Raw genomic sequence first — 14696 nt, 5'->3', positions numbered from 1 at the left:
CTTCGCGACGAGGTCGCCGGTCCGCGCGGGCGGGACCGGCGACCTCGGCACCCGCGCGGCGCGGTGGACGGGTCGGCGGGGGTCAGGCGCGGGAGGCGGAGCCGGCGCCGACGAGGTGCGCGACGTCCGCGACCGCGCCCGGGCGGGTCGGGGCCCACCCGAGCGCGGCCCGGGTGCGCGGGGCGTCGACCGCCTGGCTCAGCCCGAGCGCCTCCGCGAACGGCGCGCCGACGACGTCGGCCGCGTCCGCCCAGGGCTCGGCGGCCGCCGGCAGGCCCGCGGCGACGGCGGCCGCGGCCGCCACGTCGCGCGCGGGCACGGCCGGCTCGGCGATCCCGTGGAGCAGCGCCCCGGCCTCGGCCCGCTCGACCGCCAGCACGTAGAGGTCGGCCAGGTCGTCGACGTGGACCATCGGCCACGTGACGTCGTCGGCGCCGACGTGGCGTCCGACGCGGTCCGCGCGGGCGCGCTCGACGAGCATCGCGGGGATGCCGCCGCCGCGCCCGTGCACGACTCCCGGGCGCACCACCACGGCGCGCACCTGCGGCGCGGTGGCGAGCACGTGCCGCTCGACGTCGGCGCGGTCGCGGACGAGGGCGATGGGCGCGGCGGGCGCGTCCTCGTCGACGGGCGCCGGGCCGGTCGCGCCGAGGACCCACACCCCGGTCGTCCACAGCAGCAGCCCGCGGCGGGGACGCAGCGCGTCGGCGAAGGCTGTCGCGGCGGCGCGGTCCGCCGCCCCGCCGCCCGACGGGGCGAGGTGCACCACGCCGTCGAGGGGACCGGCCTCGGCGAGCGCGGCGCGCAGGCCGACGGCGTCGGCGGCGTCACCCGTGACGACGCGGGTCCCGTGCGGGAGCCGCGACGCCGACGAGCCGGCGCGCACGAGCGCGAGCGGCTCGTGGCCCGCCTCGGCCAAACGCGCGACGACGACCGACCCGATGTACCCGGTGGCTCCGGTGACCAGCAGCTTCATGGACGTACCTCTCCTCGGTGGACGGCGAAACGGACTAGAGTCCGCCTCATGGACGAGGAACGTAGCGGACTAGAGTCCGCTTTCCAAGGGGCGATGGCGCGGCGTGAGACGGTCGTGCCGGTCGAGGCCGTCGTGGCGCCGCAGCCGCCGCGACGGGTCGACGCCGCACGCAACCGGCAGCGGGTGCTCGACGCGGCGGCCCGGCTCTACGCGGAGCGCGGGGTCGAGCAGGTGACGATGGACGACATCGCCGCGGCCGCCGGCGTCGGCAAGGGCACGCTCTACCGGGGCTTCGCGGACCGGTCGGGGCTCGCGATGGCGCTCCTCGACGACCGCGCGCGGGCGCTCCAGGAGGCGGTGATCGGGGGCGCGGCGCCCCTCGGGCCGGGTGCGCCGGCGCGGGACCGCCTCGCGGCCTTCGTCGCCGCCTACCTCGCGTTCCAGGTCGAGAACCTCGACCTGGTGCTCCTCTCCGAGTCGGGCCGCGGGCCGGGAGCGCGCCTGGTCAAGGGCTCGTACGCGCTCTGGCGCCAGCACCTCGCGTGGCTGCTCCAGGAGGGCGGCGCGCCGGACCCCCGGACCCGGGCCGAGGTCCTCCTGGGTGCGCTCGCCGCCGAGCAGGTGCGGCACTGGGTCGTCGTCGAGGGCTCGGCGCCGGCCGACGTGGAGCGGCGCCTCGTCGCCGTCGGGACCGCGCTGCTCGTCGCGTGACCGCGAGGCGTCCCGCACCGGGTTCTCAGGGTCCGCTCAGGGATCTCAGGGGAGGATGAGGGCGTTCACCCATCGATGCCTCGCGCGTCCAGCGTCATGATCGACACAACCACTCGGAGAACGGACGGACGCATGCGTGCACCAGCGGACGGGGCCATCGCCTCGGCCAGGGACCTGGTCAAGATCTACGGCAAGGGCGAGACGGCGGTGCGCGCGCTCGACGGCGTCGACGTCGACTTCTCCCGCGGCGAGCTCACCGCGATCATGGGGCCGTCGGGCTCGGGCAAGTCGACCCTCATGCACTGCATGGCCGGCCTCGACACGCCGACGTCCGGCACGGTGCTCGTCGACGGGGCCGACGTCGGCCGGATGAACCAGCGCAACCTCACGCGCCTGCGCCGCACGCGCCTGGGCTTCGTCTTCCAGGCCTTCAACCTCATCCCGACCCTCACCGCCGAGGAGAACATCACCCTCCCGCTGGACATCGCGCGCCAGCCGGTGGACCGGGCGTGGTTCGACACGGTCGTCGACGCGGTCGGCCTCCGGGACCGGCTCGACCACCGGCCGAGCGAGCTCTCGGGCGGGCAGCAGCAGCGCGTCGCGTGCGCGCGCGCCCTCGTCTCGCGGCCGGCGGTGGTGTTCGCGGACGAGCCGACGGGCAACCTCGACTCGCGGTCGTCGGGCGAGGTCCTCGGCTTCCTGCGCCGGTCCGTCGACGAGCTCGAGCAGGCCGTCGTCATGGTGACCCACGACCCGACCGCGGCCTCGTACGCGCACCGCGTGCTCTTCCTCGCGGACGGCCGCCTGGTCGGCGAGCTCGAGCAGCCCACCGCGGAGTCGGTGCTCGACGCCCTGCGCGAGCTCGGGGTCGGCCGCCGCACGGGCGCCCACACCGCGTCCGGCCCGGTCGACGCCGGCGCCCTGGCGCTCGACGGGCCGCACGACGGTCGGCACGACGGCGCCCTGGTGCGGGACCGGGCATGACCCGCGTCGCGCTGCGGGGGATCCGCAGCCACCTCGGTCGCTTCCTCCTGTCCATCCTCGCGGTCCTGCTCGGCGTCGCCTTCGTCGCCGGCACGTTCTCGCTCCGCACGATGATGTCCTCGACCTTCAACGACATCGTCGACTCGGGCGTCGCGGGCGACGTCTACGTGCGCGGCCTCGAGGTCGCGGAGGGTGCGGGCGGCCCCGACGGCTTCGCCACCCTCGGCCGCATCCCCCTGACGATCGCCGAGGACGTCGAGCGCGTCGACGGCGTCGCCGCCGTCGTGCCCGAGGTCACGGGCCCGATCGTCCTCGTCGGCGCGGACGGGACGGCCGTGATGACGTCCGGCCCGCCCAGCTTCGGCCTCGGCCTGCACGACGACGACCCGACCGCCGAGGTGGTCGACGGGCGGGAGCCCACGGGTGCGGGCGAGGTCGCGCTCGAGTCCTCGACCCTGGAGACGTCCGGCCTCGCCGTGGGGGACACGACGTCCGTCGTCCTCGGCGGCGAGGTCCTGCCCGTCGAGGTCGTCGGCGAGGTCGGCTTCGGTGCGCCCGTGGCCGGCGCGACCATCGTCTTCCTCGACATGGCGACGGCGACGGCGGTCTACGCGCCCGACGGCGCCGTCACGTCGATCGGCGCGTACGCGGAGGACGGCGCGACCCAGGAGGCGCTGCGCGACCGCGTCGCGGACGCCGTCGCGGGCCTGCCGGGCCTCGACGACGCCGAGGTCGTCACGGGCGAGGACGTGCGCGCGGACAGCCGTGAGCAGATCGAGTCGGCCCTCGGCTTCATCTCGACGTTCCTCCTGGTCTTCGCCGGGATCGCGCTGTTCGTCGGCGCGTTCATCATCGCCAACACGTTCCAGATGACGGTGCGCCAGCGGCAGCGCGAGTTCGCCATGCTGCGGGCGATCGGGGCCTCGCCCACGCAGGTGTTCGTGTCGATCCTCGTCCAGGCCGTCGTCGTCGGCGTGCTCGGCTCCGCCCTCGGCGTCGCGGCCGGGGTCGGGCTCGTCTCGGTCCTGCGCCAGGTGTTCGGACGCTTCGGCATGGAGATGTCGGGGTCCATCCCGCTCGACGGCTTCACCGTGCTCGTCTCGATCGTCACCGGCACCGTGGTCAGCGTGGTCGCCGCCGCCGTGCCGGCGCGGCGCGCCGCCCTCACGCCGCCCGTCGAGGCCATGCGCGACGACGTCGCGACGCACGACCGCGCGTCGCGCGTGCGTGCGGCGGTGGGCGCGGTGCTGCTCGCCGGGGGCCTCGCCGCCGTCGTGGCCGCGACCGCCGGCACGGTCGACGACCGGGGGACCGTGCTGGGCGTCGGGGCCGCGGCCGTCCTCGTCTCGGTGCTCGTCCTCGCGCCGTCCGTGGTGCCCGTGGCCCTCGGCGGGCTCGCGGCACCCGCCGTGGCGCTCCTGCGGCCGCTCGGCGGCCTCGCGCGCGGCAACGTCACGCGCAACCCGAGGCGCACCGCGAGCACCGCGGGCGCTCTCATGATCGGCATGGCGCTCGTCGGGGCCGCGGCCGTCATCGCGTCGTCGACGCAGGCGTCCACCCGCTCCGTGGTCGAGAACGAGTCCGTGGCCGACTACCTGCTCCAGTCCGCGACCCGCGACGTGCCCGCGGCGGTCGTCGACCAGGCCGCCGCCGTCGACGGCGTGGCCGTGGTGGACCCGCTGCGCGTCGCGGGCCTGCGGGCCGACGACGAGGACGAGATGGTCGTGGGCGTGCCGGCCGCGATGTTCGGGCGGTCGCTCGACGTGCTGGTGGTCGACGGGTCGCTCGCCTCCCTCGCGGACGGCGCCATCGCCGTCCAGCAGGAGGCCGCCGAGGACCGGGGCTGGGCCGTGGGCGACGTCGTCGCCCTGTCCTCGCCGCTGGGCGAGCGCGACGTGACCGTCGGCGCCGTCGTCGACTCGAGCGCGCTCGGCGTGCCCGTGGTGCTGCCCGAGGACGTCTTCGCGGAGCTGGTCCCGCCGACAGCCGCGACGCTCAACACGGTGTTCGTCGTCGCGGAGGAGGGCGCCGACCTCGAGGCGGTGCGCGACGGCCTGACCGACGTCGCGGCGCCCTACGTCGTCGTGTCCGTCATGGACAACGAGGAGTTCGCCGACCAGCTCGCGGGCCAGGTCAACCAGATCCTCGTCATCCTCTACGCGCTGCTCGGCCTCTCGGTCGTCATCGCCGTGCTGGGCATCGTCAACACGCTCGCGCTCTCGGTCGCCGAGCGCACGCGCGAGATCGGGCTGCTGCGCGCCGTCGGGCTCGGGCGGCTCCAGCTCGCGTCGGTCGTCACGATCGAGTCGGTCCTCACCGCGGTGTTCGGCACGGTCCTCGGGCTGGGGGTCGGTGCGGGGCTCGCCGCGACGCTGCCCACGGTGTTCGCCGACGAGGGGCTCAGCACCCTCGCGGTGCCGTGGGACCAGCTGGGCGTCGGGCTCGGCCTCGCCGTCGTCATCGGCGTGGTCGCCGCGGTGTGGCCGGCCGTCCGCGCCGCCCGCATGGACGTGCTCGACGCCGTCTCCTACGAGTGAGCCGTAGGGTCGTCCTGCGGGTGCGGACGTGCGCGCCGCGGGAGAGCGCAGGACGACGGAGGACGCATGGGTGACGGCCTGACCATCGGGTACGCGGCGATGCTGGAGCAGTTCCACCCGACCAAGGTGGTCGAGCTGTCGGTGCTGGCCGAGCAGCACGGCTTCTCGGGCGTCATGGCGGCGGACCACTTCCAGCCGTGGGTGCCGCAGCAGGGTCAGAGCGCCTTCGTGTGGAACGTGCTCGCCGCGCTCGGCGAGCGGACGCAGGGCGACATCGGGCCGGGCGTCACGGCGCCCACCTTCCGCTGGCACCCTGCGATGGTCGCCCAGGCCTCGGCGACCCTGGCGGCGATGTACCCGGGGCGCCACTGGCTCGGGCTCGGCTCGGGCGAGGCGCTCAACGAGCACATCATCGCGGGCTACTGGCCCGAGGCGCCCGAGCGGATCAACCGCATGTTCGAGGCGATCGACCTCATCTCCAAGCTCTTCACCGCGTCGCTGGCGGGCAAGGACGTCAAGCACTCGGGCACGTTCTACAAGATGGAGTCCACGCGCCTGTGGACGATGCCCGAGACGCCGCCCGAGATCCTCGTCGCCACCGCGGGTCCCGTGACGGCCAAGCGCGCCGGGCGGCACGCCGACGGCCTCATCACCGTCGGGGCGCCGCTCGAGAAGATCTCGGGCCTGTTCGCCAGGTTCGAGGACGGCGCGCGCGAGGCGGGCAAGGACCCGTCGACCATGCCGCGCGTCCTGCAGGTGCACCTGTCCTGGGCGGAGACCGACGAGGAGGCCATGGCGAACGCGCTGCGCGAGTGGCCGAACGGCGGCATGAAGTTCCCCAAGGGCGACATCCGCTCGCCGTTCGACTTCGAGCAGATGGCCAAGCTCGTGCGGCCCGAGGACTTCGAGGGGCGCATGGTCGTCTCGGCCGACCCGGACGTGCACCGGGCGGCGATCCAGAGGTACGTGGACCTGGGCTTCGACCGCGTCTACCTGCACAACGTCGGGCGCAACCAGCGCGAGTGGATCGAGGTCTTCGGCCGCGACGTCCTCCCGCAGCTGTCGCGCTGAGCGCCGCGTGAGCGAGCGTCCCCGCACGCCCGGTCCGGGCGCGCCGTCCGCGGCGGCGCTCCAGGCCCTCTCGCCCGACGGCGTGCCCGAGGTCCGGCCGGGCGACGACCTCGCGGCCCTGCTGCACGACGCCGTCGCCGGTGCGGTCTGGCCGGACGGCACCACCGGCCTGCGCGACGGCGACGTCGTGGTCGTGACGAGCAAGGTCGTGTCCAAGGCGGAGGGCCGGGTGGTCGCGGCGGACGACCGCGAGGACGCGATCACGGCCGAGACGGTGCGGGTCGTCGCGACGCGCGCGCACCCCGGCGGCGTGCTCCGGATCGTCGAGAACCGGCTCGGTCTGGTCATGGCCGCGGCCGGCGTCGACGCGAGCAACACGGCGCTCGGCACGGTGCTGCTGCTGCCCGAGGACCCGGACGCCTCGGCGCGTGCGCTCCGGGCGCGGCTGCAGGCGGCGACCGGCGCCCGGCTCGGCGTCGTCGTCACGGACACCGCGGGGCGCGCGTGGCGCCGCGGGCTCGTCGACCTCGCGATCGGCGCCGCGGGCGTCGCGGTGCTCGAGGACCTGCGCGGCCACGACGACCACCACGGCCGCCGGCTCGACGTGACCGTCACCGCCGTCGCCGACGAGATCGCGAGCGTCGCGGAGCTCCTCGCGGGCAAGACGTCGCAGCGGCCGGTGACCGTGGTGCGCGGGCTCGGGCGGCACGTGCTCGCGGCGGACGACGACGGCGACGGAGCGCACGAGCTCGTCCGCGGCGCGGCCGAGGACATGTTCCGCGAGGGCAGCGCGGAGGCCTACGCGCGCGGCTACGCCGCCGGGCGGGCTGCGGGCCCGGCGGACGGGTGAGCGCGCCTCAGGCCGTCGTCGTGCCGGCCTTGGCGGCGGCCTTCGCGGCCTTCTTGTAGGCGCGCACGCTCTGCAGCTCGTCGGGCCCGGTGACGTCGGCGACGGAGCGGTGGCCGGGCAGCGCGTAGTCGCCTGCCGTGGTCTCCCAGCCGTCGGGCCGCACGCCGCGCTGCTTCGCCAGGAGCGCGACGAAGATCTTCGCCTTCTGCTCGCCGAAGCCCGGGAGGGCCTTGACGCGGCGGAGCAGCTCGCCGCCCGACGCCGCCGTCGTCCACAGGCGCGACGCGTCGCCGTCGTACGTGTCGACGACGACGCGGGCGAGCTCCTGGACCCGGCCGGCCATCGCGCGCCCGTACCGGTGGATCGCCGGCGGGGTCGTGGCGAGCGCGACGAACTCCTCCGGGTCGGTGCCGGCGATCACGCCCGGGTCGAGGGTCCCGAGCCGCTGGGCGATCTTCCACGGACCGCGGAACGCGTGCTCCATCGGGTACTGCTGGTCGAGCAGCATGCCCACGAGCAGCGCGAACGGGTCGTCGGAGAGGAGCCGGTCCGCCTCGGGTTCGCCGGTGAGCCACAGGGTCGTCATGCCCCCATCGTGCCCCGCCCGCGAGATGGAGCGAAGGGGCCGCGACACGCGGACGTGTCGGGCCGCTTCGCTCCAGTCTGCGACGGGGCGTGGGGGCGGGCGGCGCCCGGCGCTCAGCGGGACGGGGCGAAGGTGAGGACCGGGCGCCCCGTCTCGGGGTGCGTGAGGACGACGCAGCGCACCCCGTAGACCGGCTCGAGCACCTCGGGGCGCAGGACGTCGGCGACGTCTCCCGCCGCGACGACGCGACCACGGGCGAGCAGCACGACGTGGTCGCAGGCCTGGGCGGCGAGGTTGAGGTCGTGCAGCGCGGCGACCACGGTCACCCCGCGCGCGGTGAGCCCGCGCACGACGTCGAGCGTGTCGAGCTGGGCGTGCACGTCGAGGTGGTTCGTCGGCTCGTCGAGCAGCAGCAGCGCAGGCTCCTGCGCCAGGGCGCGCGCCAGGTGGACGCGCTGGCGCTCGCCGCCCGAGAGCGTCGCGAGCAGCCGCGGCGCGAACGCCGCGACGCCGGCCTCGTGCAGCGCCCGGTCGGCCACCTCGTGGTCGCGCTCGGTGAGCCCGCCCCAGCGCGAGCCGTGCGGCGTGCGGCCCAGCAGGACGGCGTCGCGCACGGTGAGGGGTGCCGCGGCGACCGCGTCCTGCTCGACGAGCGCGACGCGCCGCGCGCGCTCGCGGCGCCCGAGAGCGAGGAGGTCGACGTCGTCGAGGCGCGCGGTGCCGGCATCGGGCGCGGTCACGCCCGCGACGAGGCGCAGCAGGCTCGACTTGCCCGCGCCGTTGGGGCCCAGCAGGCCCGTGAGCGCGCCGCGGGGCGGCGTGCAGTCGACCCCGTCGACGATGAGCGCGCCACCGACGGACCACGCGAGGCGGTCGAGCTCGAGGCTCATCCGAGCTCCTGCGCCGCGGAGCGCCGGCGCCACAGCAGCAGCGCGAAGACAGGGGCGCCGAGGAAGGCCGTGACGATGCCGACGGGCAGCTCGCGCGGCTCGAACAGGGCGCGCGCGGCGGTGTCCGCCCAGACGAGGAACGTCGCGCCGGCGAGCGCCGCGACCGGGAGGAGGCGCCGGTGCGCCGCGCCGACGAGCAGCCGCACGCCGTGGGGCAGGATCAGCCCGACGAAGCCGATCGACCCGCTCACCGCGACGAGCGCGCCCGTGAGCAGCGCGACGACGGTGAGCAGCGTCCAGCGCGTGCGCGCGACGTGGACGCCGAGCGCGGCCGCCGCCGTGTCGCCGAAGGCGAACGCGTCGAGGGTGCGGCCCGCGGCCACCAGCACCGCGCCGAGCACGAGCACGGCCACGCCCGCGATGGCGACCGACGACCAGCCCGCGCCCGCGAGCGACCCCAGGAGCCAGGCGAGGATCTCGCGGTAGGAGTCGCCCGTCGCGGACCAGAAGATGACGAAGGACGTCCCCGCGGAGCAGAGCTGCGCGACGGCGAGGCCGGCGAGCACCGTCCGTGCGGGCGTCAGGGTGCCGAGAGAGCCCGCGAGCCCGAGCGCCGCGGCGAGCGCGACGACGGCGCCGACGAAGGCCGCGACCGGGAGCAGGATGCCGACCCCCAGCACGAGGACCGCGACGGCGCCGAGCGAGGCGCCCGACGAGAGCCCGAGCAGGTAGGGGTCCGCGAGGGGGTTGCGGGTCAGGCTCTGCATGACCGCGCCCGCGATCGCGAGCCCTGCGCCGACGGCGGCCGACGTGAGGACGCGCGGCAGGCGCAGGTCCCACACGATCCCGTCGAGCAGCGCGCCGAGCGGGGGCTCCGTGGTGGTGCCCGTGAGCAGCGCGTCGACGTGGTGGGCGACGGACCCCCACACGTCGCCCGCGGCGATCCCCGCGGGCCCGACCGTCACCGCGGCCGTGACCGACGCGAGCAGCACGGCGAGAGCCACGAGCGTGACCACCGCCGTCGGGGCGGCGCCGCGCGCGTCGCGCGTCGCCCGGGTGGGGCGGCGCGCCGGCGTCGTCGTCCCGACCGGTGCCGGTCCGGTCATCCGACCTCGAGCGCCGCGAGCTGCTCGGCGAGCGACGCGGCGGCCTCGACGTTGCGCACGCCGGCCTCGGACGCGGCGAACGGCACGACGAGGTAGCGCTCCTCGCGGACCGCCGTGAGGTTCGCGGTCGCGGGGCTGGTCGCGAGCAGCTCGCGCTTCTTGTCGGCGCTGTTCCACGCCGAGTCGACCAGGACGATGACGTCGGGGTCGTCCTGGGCCACCTGCTCCCAGCTGAAGGACGCCCAGGTGTCCTCGACGCCCGCCGCGATGTTGGTGAGACCCACCGCGTCCAGCAGCATCTGCGGCGCGCCGATGCCGGCGCCGACGTAGGGGACGTCGGTCCCCGACGAGTACCAGAGCGCCGTGAGCCCGCGGTCGTCGGCCTCGACGTCGGCGAGCCGCGCCTCCTGCTCCGCGACGAGGTCGGCGCCGGCGTCCGGCACGCCCAGCAGCGCGGCCGCCTCGGTGATCTCGGCGAAGACGTCGTCGAACGTCAGGCGCGCGGGGCGGTACGCCGGGTCCTTGCACGCGGAGGGTGCGACGTACGTCGCGACGCCGAGGCCGGCGAGCGTCGCGCGGTCGCCCGCGCCCTCGGCCGTGAGGTTGGACTCCCAGCCCGCGTAGACGAGGTCGGGCTGCGCCTCGAGCACGACCTCGGCGGCGGGGACCTTGTCGGAGAGCAGCGGCAGGTCGGCCGCCGCGTCGGCGAGGTCGGCGGGCGGCGGGCCGTCGGGGAAGGCCGTGCCGACGAGCCGGTCACCCGCGCCCAGCGCGAGCACCGTCTCGGTCGCGCTCGACTTGATCGTCACGACGCGCTCGGGAGCGGCGTCGAGCGTGACCTCGACGCCGCAGTTGTCGAGGGTGAGGGGGAAGCCGGCGTCCGCGGACGACGTCGGTGCAGGGCTCGCGCTGGTCGCGACGGGCGCCGAGCCGGCGTCGGCGGACCCGGCGCAGCCCGCGAGCGCGAGCGCGGCGACGAGGGCGGGCGCGACGGCGGCGGCACGGCGACGGGCGGGGGGCACTGGGGTGAGGCGCACGGGTGCTCCAGGTCGGTGGAGAGGGGGCGGCCGACCATCTGCCGGCGGGGACCACGACCCAGTGCCAGGCCGGGGACGGGGCCAGATCGGGGGCCCCGGGTCCGCCTCCATCCTAGGCCGGGCGCGCTCCGTCCCGGACCGTCACGGCCTCGCGGACGGCGGCGGGGGTGCGAACGGCGGGGGTGCGAACTGCGGCGGCGCGTCCTGGAGCGGCTGGGCCGGCGTCGCGCCCCCCGCGGGCTGCGCGTAGGGCTGCGACGCCGCGGCGGCGAAGTGCGCCGACTGGTCGGTGGACCCCGGCTCGCCGGCCGGGATCGGCTCGACGACGACGGCCGTGCCGTACGCGCACACCTCGGTGAACGCCTGCCCGATCGAGCCGTTGTCGAACCGCATCGCGACGATGGCGTTCGCGCCGCGGCGTCGGCCCTCCTCGACCATGCGGTGCATGACCTCCTGGCGGCTCTGGTAGACGAGCTGGGTGTACTCGGTGATCTCGCCGCCACCCATCGCGCGGAAGCTCGCCGTGAAGTTGGCGCCCATGTTGGCGCTGCGCACGGTGAGGCCCATGACCTCGCCCAGCACCGCCTCGACGCGGTAGCCGGGGATGTCGTTCGTCGTCACCACGATCATGGGCGCGATGCTCCCACACGCCTAGGATCGGCGCGTCCGCCTGCACGGCGGCCCCGAGGAGGAGGCGCGATGCCCGAGCTGCCCCACGACCCCGACGCCGGGCGCCGCGCGCTCGAGCTCGACCGGGCCCACGTCTTCCGCTCCTGGTCCGCGCAGGGCGGGCCGGCACCGCTCGCGGTCGCGGGCGGCGCGGGCTGCGAGGTGTGGGACCACGAGGGCCGCCGCTACCTCGACTTCTCGAGCCAGCTCGTCAACACGAACGTCGGGCACTCGCACCCCGCCGTCGTCGCGGCGATCCAGGAGCAGGCCGCCGTGCTCGCGACGGTGTCCCCGGCGCACACGTCGCTCGTGCGCGGCGAGGCCGCGGCCGCCGTCGCGCGGCGTGCGCCGGACGGCATGTCCAAGGTGTTCTTCACCAACGGCGGCGCGGACGCGGTCGAGAACGCGCTGCGCATGGCGCGCCTGCACACGGGGCGCGACACGGTGGTCTCGACCTACCGCTCGTACCACGGCAACACGGGCGCGGCCGTGGTCGCGACGGGCGACTGGCGCCGCATCCCCAACCGGTACGCGCGCGGCCACGTGCACGTGTTCGGCCCGTACCTGTACCGCACCGAGTTCTGGGCGACCACCCCCGAGGAGGAGGCCGAGCGCGCGCTGCACCACCTCGAGCGCGTCATCCAGGCCGAGGGCCCGGAGACGGTCGCGGCGATCCTGCTCGAGACGGTCCCCGGCACCGCGGGCGTCCTGGTGCCGCCGCCCGGGTACCTCGCGGGGGTGCGCGCGGTGGCGGACCGGTACGGCATCGTCCTCGTGCTCGACGAGGTGATGGCGGGCTTCGGGCGCACGGGCCACTGGTTCGCCCTCGACGCGTTCGACGTCCGGCCCGACCTCATCGCCTTCGCCAAGGGCGTCAACTCCGGGTACGTGCCCGTGGGCGGGGTCGTCCTCTCGGACGACATCGCCGCGACGTTCGAGGACCGGGTGTTCCCCGGGGGCCTGACGTACTCGGGCCACCCGCTCGGCATGGCCTCGGTGGTCGCGACCCTCGACGCGATGGAGCGCGAGGGGATCGTGGCGAACGCCGCGCGCATCGGGTCGGACGTGCTCGGGCCGGGCCTGCGGGCGCTCGCCGCGGACCACCCCGTCGTCGGGGAGGTGCGCGGGCTCGGCGTCTTCTGGGCGCTCGAGCTGGTCGCCGACCACGTCTCGCGCGAGCCGGTCGCGGGCGCGGTCATGGGGCGGCTCAAGGCCGCCCTGCTCGAGCGCGGGCTGATGCCGTTCGTGGTCGACAACCGCGTCCACGTGGTGCCGCCGTGCGTCGTGACGGACGACGAGGTGGCCCGCGCGCTCGCGATCTACGACGAGGCGTTGACCGAGATCGAGGCGGAGGGGGTCCGATGAGCGCGCTGCGCGCAGTGGTCACGGGGGCGTCGTCGGGCATCGGGGCCGCCACGGTCCGGCGCCTGCGGGCCGAGGGCTGGGACGTGGTCGCGGTCGCCCGCCGGGCCGACCGGCTCGCCGCGCTCGCGGCCGAGACGGGCGCGGTCCCGCTCGCGTGCGACGTGACGTCCGACGCCGACGTCGAGACCCTGGTCGACGAGGTGACGTCCGCGGGGCCGGTGCACGCGCTGGTCAACAACGCGGGCGGCGCGCTCGGCGCCGACAGGGTCGAGGCCGGCGCCGTCGCCGACTGGCAGGCGATGTTCGACGTCAACGTGCTCGGGACGCTGCGCGTGACGCAGGGGCTGCTGCCCGCGCTGCGCGCGAGCGGGCGCGGCGACGTCGTCGTGCTCACGTCGACGGCGGCGCACGGCACCTACCCGGGTGGCGGCGGGTATGTCGCCGCCAAGCACGCCGAGCGGCAGATCGCGACGACGCTGCGGCTCGAGCTGGTGGGGGAGCCCGTGCGCGTCATCGAGGTCGCGCCCGGCATGGTGCGCACCGACGAGTTCTCGCTCACGCGCTTCCGCGGCGACCAGACCAAGGCCGACGCCGTCTACGCGGGGGTCGACGAGCCGCTCCTCGCCGAGGACGTCGCCGACGCGATCGTGTGGACGCTGACCCGCCCGCACCACGTCAACGTCGACACCCTCGTGATCCGCCCGCGCGCGCAGGTGTCGAACACGCAGGTCGCGCGGCGCTGAGCTCGCGCGCGCGGCGCGGCTCGGGGCATGTCGTCGGACGACTCGTCCGGATGACAAGACGCGGGTTCCACCCGTCGGTCACAACTGTCATCGTCGTCGCATGACCTCCGTCGGACTGCAGACCGTGCCGCGCGACCTCGCCGCTGCACGAATGTGCATGCCCGCGGGGCTCGTCGCCGGCTGCTGTCGCTGACCGCCGGCCCTCGCGCCCGGCCCGCCTGACCCTCCGGTCCCTCGGGACGCCCAGGCCCCGCCGCCGCCCCTGACCGCCCCTCGGCCGCCCCGCCGTCGAGCGCCCGGTCCTCGTCGCACGACTGCGCCCGCGCGGTCGTGCGACGCACCCTCACCGTCACGGTTGCCGCCGTGCCCGGCCGACGACGTCGTCGTCGGCGCCTCCCGCACCTCACGCCCCTGCCCGACGCGCCGCGTCGCCCGATCGAAGGACCTCCGATGGCCTCCATCCTCATCCTCACCGGCAGCCCGTCCGCCCGCTCCCGCACCTCCGCCCTCGCGCAGCACGTCGGGGACGAGCTCGCGCTCGACGGCCACGACGTCACGGTGCTGGCGCTGCGCGACCTGCCCGCCCAGGCCCTGCTCTCCGCCGACACGGCGGACCCGCAGATCGCGGCGGCCGTGCGCCAGGTGATCGCGGCCGACGCGCTCGTCGTCGCGACCCCCATCTACAAGGCCTCGTACTCGGGCCTGCTCAAGGTCTTCCTCGACCTCCTGCCGCAGTCCGCGCTGCAGGGCAAGGTCGTGCTCCCGCTCGCGACGGGCGGCACGGTCGCGCACCTGCTCGCGATCGACTACTCGCTGCGCCCCGTGCTCGTCTCGCTGGGCGCGCGCCACATCACGACCGGCCGGTTCGTGCTCGACACGCACATCGACCACGTGTCGGGCGGGCCCGTGGTCGTGGACGAGGCGACGCTCGAGTGCATCGCCAGGACCGCGGCCGGCTTCCGGCTCGCGCTCGGGGAGGCGCGCCTCACGCCCGCGCTCGCCTCCTGAGCGGCGTCGCCGCTCCCCGTCTCCCGCCGCGGTGATCGCGGGGCGGGGCCGCTCGCCCGGGGACCGCTCTCCCGGGCGGCGGGAACGGCGCCGGACGGACCTGCCAGTCCGTCCGGCGCCTACCCACCGGTTGCCGCCGGTGGGTACGCCGCACCCCGTCCGA

At 76.0% G+C, this 14696-nt stretch carries 14 protein-coding genes; 8 read left to right on the top strand and 6 right to left on the bottom strand.

What is annotated here, in order from left to right; genetic code table 11:
* Positions 1–82: 82 nt before the first annotated feature.
* Positions 83–976 carry an NAD-dependent epimerase/dehydratase family protein gene (locus JIG38_RS11130; RefSeq protein ID WP_199423876.1) on the bottom strand — a complete coding sequence of 298 codons (894 nt, stop codon included), beginning with the start codon at positions 974–976 and terminating at the stop codon, positions 83–85.
* Between the two features lie 93 nt (positions 977–1069).
* On the opposite strand from JIG38_RS11130, the gene JIG38_RS11125 reads away from it, so the two are divergent.
* The 5 genes from JIG38_RS11125 to cofE all read left to right on the top strand — a co-directional run bounded on the left by JIG38_RS11125 (position 1070) and on the right by cofE (position 7129).
* A complete protein-coding gene (locus JIG38_RS11125) occupies positions 1070–1687 on the top strand; it encodes a TetR/AcrR family transcriptional regulator (RefSeq protein ID WP_199423875.1) in 618 nt (205 codons plus the stop codon).
* A 132-nt stretch (positions 1688–1819) separates the two neighbouring features.
* Complete coding sequence (locus JIG38_RS11120) at positions 1820–2671, top strand: ABC transporter ATP-binding protein (RefSeq protein ID WP_199423874.1); 852 nt, start codon at positions 1820–1822, stop codon at positions 2669–2671.
* Complete coding sequence (locus JIG38_RS11115) at positions 2668–5208, top strand: ABC transporter permease (protein WP_199423873.1); 2541 nt, start codon at positions 2668–2670, stop codon at positions 5206–5208. The genes JIG38_RS11120 and JIG38_RS11115 overlap by 4 nt, the downstream gene beginning before the upstream one ends.
* 66 nt (positions 5209–5274) lie before the next feature.
* The gene (locus JIG38_RS11110; RefSeq protein ID WP_199423872.1) at positions 5275–6279 is read left to right on the top strand and encodes a TIGR03557 family F420-dependent LLM class oxidoreductase; all 1005 of its coding nucleotides are present in this window, start codon (positions 5275–5277) and stop codon (positions 6277–6279) included.
* 7 nt (positions 6280–6286) lie between these two features.
* Positions 6287–7129: a coenzyme F420-0:L-glutamate ligase gene (gene cofE / locus JIG38_RS11105; RefSeq protein ID WP_199423871.1), complete on the top strand. Its 843-nt coding sequence runs from the start codon at positions 6287–6289 to the stop codon at positions 7127–7129.
* Between the two features lie 7 nt (positions 7130–7136).
* Here cofE and JIG38_RS11100 read toward each other — a convergent pair whose 3' ends face one another.
* The 5 genes from JIG38_RS11100 to JIG38_RS11080 form a co-directional block, all read right to left on the bottom strand.
* Complete coding sequence (locus JIG38_RS11100; protein ID WP_199423870.1) at positions 7137–7715, bottom strand: HhH-GPD-type base excision DNA repair protein; 579 nt, start codon at positions 7713–7715, stop codon at positions 7137–7139.
* 113 nt (positions 7716–7828) lie between these two features.
* The gene (locus JIG38_RS11095) at positions 7829–8605 is read right to left on the bottom strand and encodes a putative F420-0 ABC transporter ATP-binding protein (RefSeq protein WP_199423869.1); all 777 of its coding nucleotides are present in this window, start codon (positions 8603–8605) and stop codon (positions 7829–7831) included.
* Positions 8602–9711: a putative F420-0 ABC transporter permease subunit gene (locus tag JIG38_RS11090; protein ID WP_199423868.1), complete on the bottom strand. Its 1110-nt coding sequence runs from the start codon at positions 9709–9711 to the stop codon at positions 8602–8604. The genes JIG38_RS11095 and JIG38_RS11090 overlap by 4 nt, the downstream gene beginning before the upstream one ends.
* A complete protein-coding gene (locus tag JIG38_RS11085) occupies positions 9708–10748 on the bottom strand; it encodes a putative F420-0 ABC transporter substrate-binding protein (RefSeq protein WP_307844818.1) in 1041 nt (346 codons plus the stop codon). Before JIG38_RS11085 ends, JIG38_RS11090 begins: the two co-directional genes overlap by 4 nt.
* A gap of 141 nt (positions 10749–10889) precedes the next feature.
* Positions 10890–11378, bottom strand: coding sequence for a YbjQ family protein (locus JIG38_RS11080; protein WP_199423866.1), 489 nt, complete (start codon positions 11376–11378; stop codon positions 10890–10892).
* Between the two features lie 69 nt (positions 11379–11447).
* On the opposite strand from JIG38_RS11080, the gene JIG38_RS11075 reads away from it, so the two are divergent.
* The 3 genes from JIG38_RS11075 to ssuE all read left to right on the top strand — a co-directional run bounded on the left by JIG38_RS11075 (position 11448) and on the right by ssuE (position 14533).
* Positions 11448–12782 carry an aspartate aminotransferase family protein gene (locus JIG38_RS11075; protein WP_199423865.1) on the top strand — a complete coding sequence of 445 codons (1335 nt, stop codon included), beginning with the start codon at positions 11448–11450 and terminating at the stop codon, positions 12780–12782.
* Positions 12779–13525, top strand: coding sequence for an SDR family NAD(P)-dependent oxidoreductase (locus JIG38_RS11070; protein WP_199423864.1), 747 nt, complete (start codon positions 12779–12781; stop codon positions 13523–13525). Before JIG38_RS11075 ends, JIG38_RS11070 begins: the two co-directional genes overlap by 4 nt.
* A 450-nt stretch (positions 13526–13975) precedes the next feature.
* Positions 13976–14533, top strand: coding sequence for an NADPH-dependent FMN reductase (gene ssuE, locus JIG38_RS11065; protein WP_199423863.1), 558 nt, complete (start codon positions 13976–13978; stop codon positions 14531–14533).
* Positions 14534–14696 lie beyond the last annotated feature (163 nt).

The sequence above is a fragment of the Actinotalea solisilvae genome, assembly GCF_016464425.1.
Classification (GTDB): Bacteria; Actinomycetota; Actinomycetes; order Actinomycetales; family Cellulomonadaceae; genus Actinotalea; species Actinotalea solisilvae.
This window is presented reverse-complemented; position numbering and strand designations above follow the sequence as displayed.

Coding starts and splice junctions, on each gene's coding strand:
- JIG38_RS11130 (WP_199423876.1), bottom strand. CDS start 976: ATGAAGCTGCTGGTCACCGGAGCCACCGGGTACATCGGGTCGGTCGTC.
- JIG38_RS11125 (WP_199423875.1), top strand. CDS start 1,070: ATGGCGCGGCGTGAGACGGTCGTGCCGGTCGAGGCCGTCGTGGCGCCG.
- JIG38_RS11120 (WP_199423874.1), top strand. CDS start 1,820: ATGCGTGCACCAGCGGACGGGGCCATCGCCTCGGCCAGGGACCTGGTC.
- JIG38_RS11115 (WP_199423873.1), top strand. CDS start 2,668: ATGACCCGCGTCGCGCTGCGGGGGATCCGCAGCCACCTCGGTCGCTTC.
- JIG38_RS11110 (WP_199423872.1), top strand. CDS start 5,275: ATGGGTGACGGCCTGACCATCGGGTACGCGGCGATGCTGGAGCAGTTC.
- JIG38_RS11100 (WP_199423870.1), bottom strand. CDS start 7,715: ATGACGACCCTGTGGCTCACCGGCGAACCCGAGGCGGACCGGCTCCTC.
- JIG38_RS11095 (WP_199423869.1), bottom strand. CDS start 8,605: ATGAGCCTCGAGCTCGACCGCCTCGCGTGGTCCGTCGGTGGCGCGCTC.
- JIG38_RS11090 (WP_199423868.1), bottom strand. CDS start 9,711: ATGACCGGACCGGCACCGGTCGGGACGACGACGCCGGCGCGCCGCCCC.
- JIG38_RS11080 (WP_199423866.1), bottom strand. CDS start 11,378: ATGATCGTGGTGACGACGAACGACATCCCCGGCTACCGCGTCGAGGCG.
- JIG38_RS11075 (WP_199423865.1), top strand. CDS start 11,448: ATGCCCGAGCTGCCCCACGACCCCGACGCCGGGCGCCGCGCGCTCGAG.
- JIG38_RS11070 (WP_199423864.1), top strand. CDS start 12,779: ATGAGCGCGCTGCGCGCAGTGGTCACGGGGGCGTCGTCGGGCATCGGG.
- ssuE (WP_199423863.1), top strand. CDS start 13,976: ATGGCCTCCATCCTCATCCTCACCGGCAGCCCGTCCGCCCGCTCCCGC.